At 44.6% G+C, this 13360-nt stretch carries 11 protein-coding genes; 2 read left to right on the top strand and 9 right to left on the bottom strand.

Features of this window, described 5'->3' with window-relative positions; all coding sequences use genetic code 11:
• Positions 1–13: 13 nt before the first annotated feature.
• The 3 genes from FGT79_RS18205 to FGT79_RS18215 all read right to left on the bottom strand — a co-directional run bounded on the left by FGT79_RS18205 (position 14) and on the right by FGT79_RS18215 (position 3279).
• The gene (locus FGT79_RS18205) at positions 14–883 is read right to left on the bottom strand and encodes a carbohydrate ABC transporter permease (RefSeq protein ID WP_138754244.1); all 870 of its coding nucleotides are present in this window, start codon (positions 881–883) and stop codon (positions 14–16) included.
• Positions 880–1803: a carbohydrate ABC transporter permease gene (locus FGT79_RS18210; protein ID WP_138754245.1), complete on the bottom strand. Its 924-nt coding sequence runs from the start codon at positions 1801–1803 to the stop codon at positions 880–882. Before FGT79_RS18210 ends, FGT79_RS18205 begins: the two co-directional genes overlap by 4 nt.
• Positions 1804–1875: 72 nt before the next feature.
• A complete protein-coding gene (locus FGT79_RS18215) occupies positions 1876–3279 on the bottom strand; it encodes an ABC transporter substrate-binding protein (RefSeq protein ID WP_138754246.1) in 1404 nt (467 codons plus the stop codon).
• A gap of 719 nt (positions 3280–3998) precedes the next feature.
• Between FGT79_RS18215 and FGT79_RS18220 the strand changes: the two genes are divergently transcribed.
• Complete coding sequence (locus FGT79_RS18220) at positions 3999–4895, top strand: helix-turn-helix transcriptional regulator (protein WP_138754247.1); 897 nt, start codon at positions 3999–4001, stop codon at positions 4893–4895.
• Between the two features lie 282 nt (positions 4896–5177).
• Here the strand turns inward: FGT79_RS18220 and FGT79_RS18225 are convergent, their stop codons facing one another.
• Together FGT79_RS18225 and FGT79_RS18230 are read right to left on the bottom strand one after the other, a co-directional pair.
• Positions 5178–6092, bottom strand: a complete 915-nt coding sequence (locus tag FGT79_RS18225; protein WP_138754248.1) for a TolB family protein — start codon at positions 6090–6092, stop codon at positions 5178–5180.
• A gap of 386 nt (positions 6093–6478) precedes the next feature.
• A complete protein-coding gene (locus FGT79_RS18230) occupies positions 6479–6916 on the bottom strand; it encodes an SMI1/KNR4 family protein (protein ID WP_138754249.1) in 438 nt (145 codons plus the stop codon).
• 325 nt (positions 6917–7241) lie between these two features.
• Here FGT79_RS18230 and FGT79_RS18235 point away from each other — a divergent pair, with 325 nt between their 5' ends.
• A complete protein-coding gene (locus FGT79_RS18235; RefSeq protein ID WP_138754250.1) occupies positions 7242–7529 on the top strand; it encodes a hypothetical protein in 288 nt (95 codons plus the stop codon).
• Positions 7530–7594: 65 nt separating this feature from the next.
• Here the strand turns inward: FGT79_RS18235 and FGT79_RS18240 are convergent, their stop codons facing one another.
• From FGT79_RS18240 to FGT79_RS18255, 4 genes are all read right to left on the bottom strand, one after another.
• The gene (locus FGT79_RS18240; protein WP_171056312.1) at positions 7595–9304 is read right to left on the bottom strand and encodes an ABC transporter ATP-binding protein; all 1710 of its coding nucleotides are present in this window, start codon (positions 9302–9304) and stop codon (positions 7595–7597) included.
• The gene (locus FGT79_RS18245) at positions 9291–11153 is read right to left on the bottom strand and encodes an ABC transporter ATP-binding protein (RefSeq protein ID WP_138754252.1); all 1863 of its coding nucleotides are present in this window, start codon (positions 11151–11153) and stop codon (positions 9291–9293) included. The genes FGT79_RS18240 and FGT79_RS18245 overlap by 14 nt, the downstream gene beginning before the upstream one ends.
• A gap of 218 nt (positions 11154–11371) precedes the next feature.
• Positions 11372–12391, bottom strand: a complete 1020-nt coding sequence (locus FGT79_RS18250) for a zinc-binding alcohol dehydrogenase family protein (RefSeq protein ID WP_138754253.1) — start codon at positions 12389–12391, stop codon at positions 11372–11374.
• A gap of 15 nt (positions 12392–12406) precedes the next feature.
• The gene (locus FGT79_RS18255) at positions 12407–13351 is read right to left on the bottom strand and encodes an aldo/keto reductase (RefSeq protein WP_138754254.1); all 945 of its coding nucleotides are present in this window, start codon (positions 13349–13351) and stop codon (positions 12407–12409) included.
• Positions 13352–13360 lie beyond the last annotated feature (9 nt).

Consider the following 13360-nt stretch of genomic DNA (forward strand, 5'->3'; position numbering starts at 1 on the left):
ATCCTTGTCCGAACTAATTTTTCAATCCGGTAAGCGTGATGCCCTCTACAAAATACTTTTGACCAATGAGATAGAAAATGACACCTGGAGCAAAGGACAAGCATGTTGCTGCCATCGTCATCGACCAGTCGCTCTTTAGTTGACCTCTAAAGTTGGTTAGCCCTAATGCGATCGTATATTTATCACTTGAATTAATATAAATCATCTGCTGGAGCAGGTCATTCCATAATCCGATGAAGATAAACAACGCGACGACGATCATAGCGGGCCTGATCGCTGGCATAATAATGCTGAATAAGATTTGGAAATATCCGGCACCGTCAATCGTTGCTGCTTGATCGAGCTCTCTCGGTATAGACATGATGAACTGGCGGATCAAGAAGATATTGAATGCACCGCCACCGCAGAAATACGGTAGAATTAACGGCCAATAGCTGTCACTGACTCCTAAGCCTCGCGTCCAGCCGATATATAGCGGAATAAGCGTAACCATGGCAGGCAGCAGCATGGAACCGATGCAAAGTGACCATATCAAGTTTTTTCCTCGAAACCGCAGCCTTGCAAAAGCATATCCACACAACGTTGCCGTGAATGTTCCGGCTAAGCAGGAGGGAACTATAATGAGCATCGTGTTCCACAGGTATTTCCAAAATTTAAATATTTCTAGCGTTTTCTCATAATTGGAAAACAACCAGTTGCCTGGGATTAGTGCTGGCGGATATCTGTAGATCTCGGCATTCGTCATAAGAGACGTGCGAAATATCCACCAAATCGGGAAGAGCGCCAAAATAGCAAAAAACACAACGGCGACTAACGTTATCATGTTCATCGTTCTGGTTCTGCGTTTCTTACTTTTCAGTCTGCCATATGCGACTTCGCTCATTTATCTTCGCCTCCTTCATTGTAAATCCACCGGTTAGATGTCTTAAATAAAACAAGAGTAAAGCCAGCAAGAATTGCAAATATAATTAAAGTAGTAGCGCAAGCATAGCCGAGCTTGTAATTTACGAATGCTTGATCATACATCAGATAAGTCAAAAACCGGGTAGAATTCCCTGGACCGCCATTGGTTAACGCAAGCGCTGGCGTTACAACTTGAAGGTTAGCAATCAAGCTCATCAATAAGTTGTAGAAAATAATTGGTGTCATACATGGCAAAGTGATATGCAGGAATCGTTGCCAACTGTTCGCGCCATCCATCTCGGCAGCTTCATGGTATACATTCGGAACATTCTGAAGCCCTGCCAAAAAAATAACGATCAAGTTCCCCGCAAGCCAAACTGAAATCAATGACAGAGAAGGGACAACAAAGCTCGAATCGGCGATAAAGAGAATTTTATTCAACCCGATCTCAGAGAGAAGATAGTTGAAAAATCCGAAATTCCCCTCGTAAAGCCAAGACCATCCAACGTAGATTGCTACAGCTGGCAAAACATACGGGATATAAAAGACCGCTCTAAAAAAACTTCTAGCTGGAATTTTACGGTTCAGCATCATAGCAATAAAAAGGGAATAGATCATGCTTCCGATTACCGATAATACTGCAAAATAGATCGTCGTGATAATAGAATCCTTGATATAAGGATCGGTAGTAAATAGTTTGATATAATTCTCAATTCCGATGAACTCAGGGGGTTTCAACCCCGTCCAATTCGTGAGACTGATTCCGAGCACGCCGAGAAGAGGTAAATACGTTAGAAAAACTAATCCAAAAAAAGCAGGTATCAAACATATATAAGCAACTCGCGCCTCGCTTGAATGAAAACGGGAACGGCGCTTCGGCAGTTTATTAACGGTTTCCATATCTTGCCCCACTCCTTATGAATAAAGGATGACCGCCACCGTCGCAGCGCTAGCGGTCATCCCTTCTATCTTTTATTTATTGCCTGCATGAGCTGCTTTCAAAGCATCGAGATTTTTGGAGATCGCTTCTTTGGCAGTCGTCTTGCCGGTCCAGACATCGCCTAGCACCGATCCTAGCAACGTGTTAAAGTCTGTTGTGTAGTTCGTATAGAACCACGCAGCCGGCCTCGCAGCATCGGATTGTGCATAATCGACTACTGCCGATTTGTATTCCTCGTAAGGCGGGAAGTTAGGATTTTCTACCCATTTGCGAGTAAACGTTTCGTCCGTGTACCACTTATCTAGAGTCGGCATCCAAATACCCGATGAAATAAGCGCCCAGTTGTTTTCTTCAGATGTGTACCATTTCAGCCATTCCATTGCTTCTTCCGGGTGTTTGGACTGGGAGAATACAACATTGGCGCCCCCAGTATTAAGGGTGACCTTATCCTTCAAGTAAGGCAATACAGCTACGCCATATTTAAGCCCCTCTTCTTTGGCCGTATTCAAGCTTGTTCCTATGTTCCATTGACCATTCGTTGCCATAGCGACAGTACCAGCAATGATTGTGCGCTGAATACCATCATCGGTCTGTCCGACGGACAACGGAGCGACATGATCCTTTAAGTACAGATCGGCAACCCTCTGAATCGCTTCAACGCTAGCATCTTCACCGATTCTAACCTCTGTGCCATCCTCGGAATAGAAACCTCCGCCATTGCTGAGCGTCCAAGCTTCGAGCTGCCACGAAAGATTTTCGATGGAAGCTCCGTACTGAACGATGCTTTGTGAATCAAAGCCATCCTCATCCGGGTGTTTACCATTCTTGTCGATCGTCAGTTTCTTCGACGTCGCTACGAATTCATCCCATGTCCATGCTTGATCTAGAGCAGCTGGAGGGTAGGGCACATTCGCTTTATCGAACATATCTTTGTTGTAATAAAGTAGGAGAATTTCATTGGCAGCTGCATAAGCAACCGTATTTCCTTGATGCTTGTAAGCCAAGCTGTCCAGCGGCTTGCTGTCGCTTCCCTCATACATAGCGCTTACATCATTCAGCATGCCTTCGGACGACCATTGGATGACGCCGCCTTCCTGCAGCATCCCTGTATCAGGCAACTGACCTGCCGTTGCAAGCGTATTCAATTTTGTCATGTAGTTTTCCCATGGAATCGCTTGCACTTCTACTTCGATTCGATCCTGCGAAGCATTAAACTTGTCCGCTACCGCCTGTGTCGTACTTCCTTCTGCCGCGCTTCCCCACATTGAATACGTAATCTTAACCTTCTCTGTCTTAGTATCCGCAGGTGTATTCGTAGCATTCGATTCCGGTGACGCTGTGTTGCCTCCGTTACCTCCATTGTTCGCGCATCCAATGGCACTCATTGCCAATGCAGCTGCGATAAGACCTACCCCAAGTTTCTTGCCTGTTTTCATTGACCCCGCTCTCCCTTCAATGTTTGCTTCCTTTTTTAAAATATAGGAACGGATATGATCTCACCATCCATTCTCTATATTTCTCTGAATGAAACGTGCCGCACCGCCAAAGAACGGCGACAGCCACTTCACCTTGTATCTATCCATTTAACTCAATCACGAGAGAGCATACAGGCGATAAGTTAAACGTTTAGAAACGATTACAACCAGATTGTGCCATAAGCAATCACGAAACGCAATAAGATATTTCAACCTGTTCTTTTGATATCTCAACCATAGACTAATCACTTCGCTAACTATATTCGTTATGGCACCTCCCTTTGAAGGCATTTATTGCATTTGATTAATCGTTTAACTTAATGGTTGCATAGTAATAGTTAAGCCGTATTCTCTTTATGCCAATAGAAAACGCTTACTTCATTGTATCACCGATCGTTTACATTATAATACGATTATTTCAACCTCTATTTTCGAAATTCCAACCTTTATTTTTCTGTTTGAAAAGTGTCAACTATTGTGTTATTTTGATATAAAGGTCTATGATTTACTCCATGATTGAACAATTCCACACACAAAGAATGTTTTTTTGTGAAACGTTTAAATTTTATAATAATCTTATGTTATTTCACCATTGTAAAAACATGAATATCGCGCTAACGAAACCAATTGATAACCAAATTGAAAAACCACTATTACGATGTAAAGTGAAGGGGATCGTTATGTCTGATATCATCATGCATTTTGTAACTCCACCAATTCCTTATTTTATTGATAATGGGAAACGTACTTTCTTGCAGGGAGAACGGCATGTCAGCCGTTATTCCATTAGTGTGTTTGATATTATAATCGTCACCAGGGGCAAGTTGCACATAGGAGAAAATGATAATGAGTGGACGTTATGCAAAGATGAAGCCATTATTTTACGACCCGATGCGTATCACTTTGGTACGGCTCCCTGCGAAGAAGAAACAGATATAACGTGGATTCATTTCCAAACATTCGGAGCTTGGGATGAAATGAAAAGCATCAGCGATTGCTATGAGAATCAAATTGCTCTATTTGAAAAACATAAACAGCAAGCGTACCTCAACCATTGTGAAGTTAACTCGATTTTCATACCAAAGAAATTCAAGCTGTCGAGCCAATCCATGAACGATCTTACTCAGTTTCATTCTCTAGATAAGGATCCGCGTTCGCTTCGCAATTGGAGGAAACAAACAGCCTTCCAAACCTTCATGCAAAATATTAATCATGAATCTGTCAATTCAGTCAATTCAACTGCCATACAGCTCGCTGAAAAAGTAGAATTATTCATTCGTCAAAACTACACCTCAAAGATTACCAATTCCATGCTTAAAGCCGAATTTAATTACCATCCCAACTACTTGGCCAAATGCATGTTACTGGTCTATGGAGTCACCCCAATTGATTACTTGCTGCAATATCGAATCGAGCAAGCCAAAAAACTTCTCTTCCAAACCGACTGGTCCATTGCCCGAATCGCCGATGAATTAGGATTTAGCACTGCTGCCTATTTCTCCTCTGTTTTCACCAATAAACAAGGCAGCTCTCCAGCAAACTTTCGGAAGAAGAAGCATTTTGGGTTTGTGAATTGAATATACAAAAAACTCCACGCTATACTGAGCACCTAGTAATTGGTATGAAATAATAGAAAATTTCAATCCAAAATAAAGCAGCACACACCGATTTAATATTGGTGTGCGCTGCTGCACTGTTTTTTTTCTTTTGTCTATTTGATAAGTTTTTTGCTATACTTTGGCCTTCGCACTTATCGTTACTTGATCTTATATCACAGCCACTCAACAATCTCTCTAATCCTTGTAACTTCAGTTCGCATTAGCACTTCCGAAACTCTATAGTTTGTCTAAACCATCCTATTATGGTATCCAAATAAACTGCCCCGAGTTGTCCAAAACAATATCCTGAATAATTGTCTGCTTTTTCCCAGCTTCATATTCCCATACAATTAGATCTCTACCTTTTGCGAGTATTTTCTTACTTTGGATTTGGAATGCCACGTACTTTCCATCCGGTGAAAACTGAGGATATGAATGGATACCAGAATATGTCCATTCAGTTCCCGTTTCTAAACTTCTCACGACAAAAGTATTTCGATCTGAGCTGTAGAACATATACTTATTATCTGGAGAAAAACCAGGATACTTCCCTTTAAACAATTTTTCAGATTGATTTTTTTCAATTTCATACTTATATATGCTATCACTATTACTGTAGAGGAGCGTTTTCCCGTCAATTGACCAGCTATATCCTGCTAATTTGTTGATTGAATTTTTGGTATACGGCAGAGTGATTGACTTAAGTATCTGTTTCGACGTATTAATTTGTAACTCATTATTAAAAATGAAGCTGACACCCGATTGCACGGATGTCTTATTAAAATGAACTGATCCTACAGGAGCATTGGTCAACACATTAAAGCTACTAAATACATCTAGATCAACATCCATAATAACATGTTGACGGTCCATAACTGTATAGACGTCTTTACGATTATTATTTGCTGAAATGATATGCCTATATTTATCATTACCAACTATCCGTGTATTTTCAGTAAGTAGATCATAAACCAATAATCCTTTTCCATTGTTTCTTTCGAAATCAGGATTAGACAACACAATAACACCAGATAATCCTTGTATTTTTTGAGGACGCATGGAGAAAAATATAATACCGACTAAAACTAATACAGTAACTAGTAAAAACAATGTAATGATATAACCTTTCTTCGTCTCAAACACCTCATTCTCAGCAAATAATAAATTACTATCCAATAAAATATGAGTTTACCTTCTAGCATTACATGAACTTCCGATCTTTTTGTAATCAAAAATTCAGAAAATGAACTTCCAACTCAAAACCATGGAAATTATTCACTATAAAAAGGAATAACAGTGTCCCACCTGACTGAGCGGAATTGCTATATTATATGGATTTCGGACCACTTGAACATCCCATGCATAGGTTAAAACATAACAACACTAATATAATTTTTTGATATCGCATTGTTATTTTCACTGTGTTCTTCTCCTTGTTCGCAATATGTTCTTGCAATGTATAAATAAATCAGCCCCATGACATTTTGGGCCATTCTATAAATTTATACTTACAATTAGATCTATGTAATTCGTTGAGTTTCTTACCATTATTAATATCATTACTACTTTAATATATTTTCAATTTCCTCATTAATATAATCTCTAATGTTACTCCAACAAAGTAATGGAATATCATTACCTTCTACATATTGATAAATAGGTGGATTATCTCCATCAGAGATATGAAAAAAGTTGAACTCGTAACCTTGGTGCATAGAAAATACAACGGAATCCGTCTTAAGAATGTATTTTACATTGTTTTCTTTTAACAATTTTTCAGCTTCTTTTCTTAAATGACATATCTGATTTATAAATATATCTGTTCCAACAAATAATCTACCTGCACTTGCTCCCATTAATAACAAAAACTCGCGATAACATGCAGGTAGTTTTACATCTAATAATTGTTCGAGCTTCTCGATTTTTTGAAGACTACAACCCATTAACTCTTCTTTTTCTGCTAACTTCAGATCAATTAGATTTTGTACTAATTGCTTCATATAACCTCCTTTTTAAAGCTCCGCTAACGTTACTTTTTCGGTATATAATTCCAATATAATCTCAAAATCTTCTCTACTTAATCTTACTATTACTAAACAGCTTTCGCTTGAAGAACTAATCTCGCACCTTCTACTATGCAACTATTTCAAAACAATTACTTGAAAATTGAAACATGACTTTTCTATGATTCATCTTATTACCAATACCCTGCAACTTCCCTACAACCTTAGCGTTTATATATTCGAAGAAATCAATCTCAGGATGAGGTGAAATATGAAGAAATTAGACGGCCTCTAGCTTCCCCCAAGGAGGTTAGACAATCAAATGAGCAGAAGCATAAAGAAATCCCCCGCATGGACAGACCACACTTCACCAGGAACTCGCTGGAGTAAACGTCAAGCAGCCAAAGCGGTACGCCGTTACTCTGAGAATGTTCAGAATGGCAAATGGTATCGGAAAATCTATTGTTCTTGGAATATTTGCGACTATCGTTTTTTCAAAACCCGTCAACAAGCAATAAAAGAATGGCAGACATCTACATGGCTGCCCGAACAACTTCTGACTGAAGCTGAGATCATTAACACATGGGAAAAGCAATATAGAAGGAAATAAGCAAAAGCGTCGGTCAGGGAAGCCCGGCGCTTTTGTCACTCCCCCACATACTCTCATCTCTCCTCTTAATGCTGCGCCATCAACAACTGCTGATACACGCGTCCTTCCGCTAGCAACTGCTGATGCGTACCCGATTCAGCCAGCGTACCTTGGTCCATAACAAAGATCACATCCGCATTCTCGATGGTAGACAGCCTGTGTGCGATCATGATCGTCGTCAGCCCTTCACGCCGCGCTTCAAGCGCCGCGAGCAGTTGGCGTTCCGTCTCAAGATCGAGAGCGGAGGTCGCCTCGTCCAGCACTAATATTTCCGGATTGGTGACGATAGCCCGCGCTATCGCAATACGCTGACGCTGACCCCCAGACAGCTTAATGCCCCGCTCGCCGATATTCGTTGCATACCCCTCTGGAAGTCCGAGTATGAAATCATGAATCTGTGCGATCCGGCAAGCTTCCTCGATATCCACAGTAGTAACGCCGTCTCTGCCAAGCATCAAGTTCTCAGCAATCGTATCCGAGAACATATACGGATCTTGGAACACGATGGATACCTTACTCGCCCATTGATCACGAGAATAGCTATGAACATCCTTTTCGTTCAGCTTGAACTGTCCGATCGATATATCGAAGAAGCGTACCAGCAGCTGTGCAATCGTGGACTTCCCGCCGCCGCTTGTGCCAACGAAAGCAATCTTCTGACCAATCGGAAGCTCGGCCGAGAATCCACGAATGACCTCCGGCAGCTCAGCAGAATAACGGAAGCTGGTCTGCTCGAACGATAGCTGCTTGATCATGCCTTCAACACGCTCAGTTCCCAGCTCGTGCTGCTCTAGCTCTAGAACACGCTGCACCCGGTCCACATTCGCCAGTTGAGAAGACATGCCCATGAAGAACTGAAAAATATTGTAGAACGCATCCGCCATTTGCGTCGAGAATTGAAAGAGAATGACAAATGTCCCGATTGACATCTGTTCATTCATAAGCTGTATGCCGCAGTATCCGAGTACTAGAATGCCCATGCCCCACTTCATCGGATCACTGTAACGAATTTGGCGATTCACAAGCTTCCCTTCCACCATCACTTGGTCGAAATAGTCGGAAAACATTTTGTTGTACAGCTTTTCTTCCCATTTCAATCGGTGATAGGCAACGACCTCGCGGGTTGAAGACACACCCTCCTCGATTTGGATGAGCAATGCCGTCCGTTTCTCTGCCACCTGCTTCGCCTGCGCCTTCAGCTTAGGCGTGAAATAAACACCGATAAGTACGTAAACGGTGCACAGCAACACAATGATAAGTAAAAGCGTTGGACTAGCAAGCCCGATAATGATCATCAGAATGCAAAGATTCAGTATATCCTGCATGCCGCGCGGAATTTGCCACCCCATAACACTTGCAGATATGAACAAATCCTGTGTGAATGAATACACGTATTTGCCCGTACGCTCCTGCTGGAAGCGCTCGATCGGAACGCCCTCAAGTCGCTTCAGCATTCGGGTAAGCAGCGATCGGCTTACTGCGAACTCATTGCGAACCAAGCTGCGGCTCGTCATCGTGAACATGAGTGAATAGACAAGACCCGCCAGTCCGAATACGCCAATGACGATCGGCAGCAGCTCATACTTCCCTTGCGTAAACACATCATCGATTAATATTTTTTGCACGTAGACCAGCGTATAGTTGGACAGCGATTCCAGCGCGAGGTAGAGCAGTACAAGCAAATAAGTGCCCCTCAGCATAACCGAGTTCGACCAAAAGATTTTAAGATACTTCATGTGCAACTCTTCCTTCCTGCGCTTCCAATTGCCCCAATTCCAGCTCATAGAGCAGGCCTTGAGCAGCCATAAGCTCATCATAGCTGCCGGATTCGGCCACTCGGCCCCCATGAATAACAACAATGCGGTCGAAATGCTTGACGGTTGACAGTCGGTGCGCAATCGCAATCGTCGTTCGTCCCACAAGCACCTCATCAAGCGCTCGCTGCACTTCGTGTTCGCTTACATTATCCAAGGAGGAGGTCGCCTCATCGAGCAAAATTATAGCTGGCTGTTTGACGAACATGCGCGCGATCGCAATGCGCTGCTTCTGTCCGCCGGACAGCTTCATGCCGCGTTCGCCGACAAGCGTATCGTAGCCCTCTGGCAGCTGCATAATGAAATCATGCGCGTATGCAGCCTTCGCCGCCGCTATCACTTCCTCGTGACTCGCCTCTGGCTTGCCGAAGCGAATGTTCTCCTTCACGGAGGAACCGAACAAATACGTCTCTTGGAAGACATACCCAATAGACTCGCGCAGCCGCTCAAGCGTCAGTTGCCTGATCGGAACGCCGTCAAGCTTAATTACGCCAAACGTTGGATCATAGAAACGGCCGATCATTTTGAACATCGTCGTCTTGCCGTTGCCGCTCGCTCCTACGAAAGCTACCTTCTCGCCTGGCTTGATGATGAGTGAGAAGCCGTTAATGACCGAAGGCTGCTCTGGATATTCGAAGCAAACATCCTCAAATGTCAATCCACCATGCACCTCATCCAGTAGGATTGCTTCCGCCGGATCGTCGATTTCCACATCTTTATGCATGAAACGGTATAACGGAATCGTCTGATGGATGATCAGCTTCTGCTCCGTAAGCTGCGTAACGAGCAGAGTAAGCCGGAACATCGTCGTCATGTAGAGAAGGGTGAAGGCGATGAATCCGCCAAGAGTGATCCAATTATTCTGCAAGGAGTAGTAGCCGGCAATGAATAAGGCAATCGCTCCTAGATAAAAGGTAAACCGCCTGAAGCTTCCTCGTCCGAAGCTGTATGTTGCCGCCAGCAGGTAATCATGTGCCCAGCCTTTATGCTTGCCAAGCGTACGCTCATGGTACCAAGGCTGGGAGCCGAAGGCGCGGAATTCACGCAGACCGGAGATACTCTCGTACACCGCTTGGTTATAGTCAATGCGGCCTTGGCCGGACTTCCTGCCGAATATCGCTGCCTTACGCTCGAAGTAAGGGCCGAACAAATAATAGAGTCCAAAGGTTGGCAGCATGATGAGGCATAACCAGCCGCTGATGCTGAGCAGCATAACAGCTGCTACCATAATAAACAGCAGATTCTCGATGACGCTCGGCAAGACGTTACGGTATATTTTCTGAACGGATGCCACCTCGGAATTGAACATCGACAGCGTCTCTCCTGCCGGATGCCGCTCATAATGCGCGAAGCCGAGCCTGCGCAAATGCTTGAAGATCGCTGTCTGCATATCCCTGGAGGCAAGCTCTCCAATCGTTCGCTGCAGCAGATTTCGATAGTTTTTGGCGACGAGCATGAGCAGATTGATGACGGTAAGCGCAGCCAAAATCGTAATAAACAATGATGTGTCCCTGTCTGGTACGACATGGTCGATGACATATTGAATCATTTTTGGCGTTAATGTCTCGCCAATTACCGCCATTGTGCCGCATGCCGCAAGTGCAGCTATCTGCTTCTTATACGGCAGCAGAAACCGCAGCGCCCATACATAGGAACGTCCGGATTCATCCTGCTCAGCCTTCCGCTCATGTTTAGCTGCCTGCTTTCGTGACTGGTCACTTTTCTTACTCATACTCCGGTCTTCCTCCGCTTGCTTCTCTGTTTTTGGCATCGCTTGTTCCCCCTTGACTGCTTCTTAAACGATTAATTACCCATCCAAATTATCCCATTTAGCTAACAATCATAATTCCGTCCTACCTTTTTTGTCAATGTATTGCTCACTTAAAAAAGTTTTCTACCATTACGCGTATTATTCCTTATACTTGAACGCGCAGAAAGCCCGACCAGAGGAAGACCCTCCCTTAGCCGGACTCTCTATTATAACATTGACTATAGCTCTACCATCGCTTTAATGACCTTCGATTCAGGCTTCAGCCAGCCCTCGAATGCATCAACCATCTCTGCAAAAGGTACACGATGGGTAATGTAGCTCTCCACATCGATACTGCCGCTGCTTACCGCTTGTTGCACAGCTGCGAAGTCCTCCATCGTAGCGTTGCGGCTGCCGAGCAGCGTCATTTCCCGCTTATGGAATTCAGGATCATTAAAGGCTAGATCAGCTTTGACCAATCCTACGTACACCAGCTTCCCGCCATGCGCGACAAACCCAAACGCATCCTGCATGGACCGTGCATTGCCAGTAGCGTCGAATACAACAGTTGGAAACTCATCATTTGTCAGCTGTGCAAGCTGCTCCTTCGCGTTCTCCAGCGCATTCACTGTTTCATCCACCTTCGCCCATCGTTTGCAGAAAGCAAGCCGCTCGTCTTGAATGTCCATAGCGATCACGCGTGCTCCGCGGTGCTTCGCGAATGCCATAACGCCAAGGCCAATTGGACCTGATCCAATGACAAGCACGGTTTCGCCAGCGCGAACCTCTGCGCGCCTAACGGCGTGTGCGCCAATGCTAAGCGGCTCGAGTACGGCTGTCTGATCGAGCGTCAGCTCATTCGTAACGAGAAGATGTGTGAGTGGAACGACAATCAGCTCGCGCATGCCTCCGTCAATATGCACGCCCATTACTTTCATATCCGTGCAGCAATTCGTTTTCCCATAACGACACGCTATACATTCGCCGCAATGTATATAGGGAATGACACTCACTTGGTCACCTGGCTGAATTCGGATACCGTTCTGCTGACCATCCACCTGCTCTACGATTCCTGCGAGCTCATGCCCAAGGACGCGCGGATAAACGAAGAACGGCTGATTTCCCTTATAGGCATGAAGATCGGTACCGCAAATTCCGATTCGGCGCATTCGGACAAGCGCTGTTCCCGGAAGCAGCACCGGCGCATCCTGTTCGATCAGTTGAAGCTGGTCTACCTGTTCACATACTATCGCTTTCACAAGTTAGCTCTCCCTTTATACGAACACGCTCGTATTGTATTCTTGCAGCCCGCTGATCCAGCTTCGGTTACGTATCGGTTCAAGAATGGCGAGCACGTCAGACAACAGATCCTCGTCAATTGCTTCGTCCGTCCATTCTATATTTTTGCAAATGTTATCGGGATTAGCTGTACTTACCAGCGTCGTCGGTATACTCTCGTTCATTGTAGCGAATTGCACCGCAAGCTTCGTTATATCAGCTCCTTGTGCTGCACAGTAATCAACAGCCTGCTTGCATACAGAGCGAATTTGCTCCCCTGCGGGATGCCAGTCTGCAAGCGCACGATTGCCGAGCAGTCCCATTGACAGCGGTGAAGCGTTCACTAGCCCGACTTGCTTCTGCTCCAGCAGCGGCACAATGTCGAGCAAGGACGTATCATTCAGCGCATAGTGACAGTAGGACAGCACAGCGTCCAGCTCTGTATACGCCAGCGATTTCTCGAATACGGAGAGTGGAAGTCCTGATACACCTTTGAAGCGAATCTTGCCTGAATGCTTAAGCTTATCCAGTGCAAGGAATGCACCCTCTGCCACTTGCTCGAAAGGTACAAATTCAATATCATGCAGGAACAAAATATCAATGTAATCCGTCTGCAGCCGCTGCAAGCTTTCATCAACGCTGCGAATGATGCGCTCCTCGGAGAAATCGAATGTATCTGCGCCATAGCGCCCAGCTTTCGTCGATAGAATGAACCGTTCGCGCGAAATTTCAGATATCGCCTTGCCCAGCACCGTCTCTGCCTTCGTCAGTCCATAATAAGGCGACACATCGATTAGATTAATGCCCCTATCAACGGCCTCATGCACGGTTCGCACGCTCTCCGCTTTATTTGTCTCTCTAAAGACGGACCCCAGCGATGAAGCACCGAAGCTAAGCACCGACACCTCCAGCCCCGTCTTCCCAAGCTTCCGATATTTCACCAGCATACA

Source organism: Paenibacillus sinopodophylli (genome assembly GCF_005930355.1).
Taxonomy (GTDB): Bacteria; Bacillota; Bacilli; order Paenibacillales; family Paenibacillaceae; genus Pristimantibacillus; species Pristimantibacillus sinopodophylli.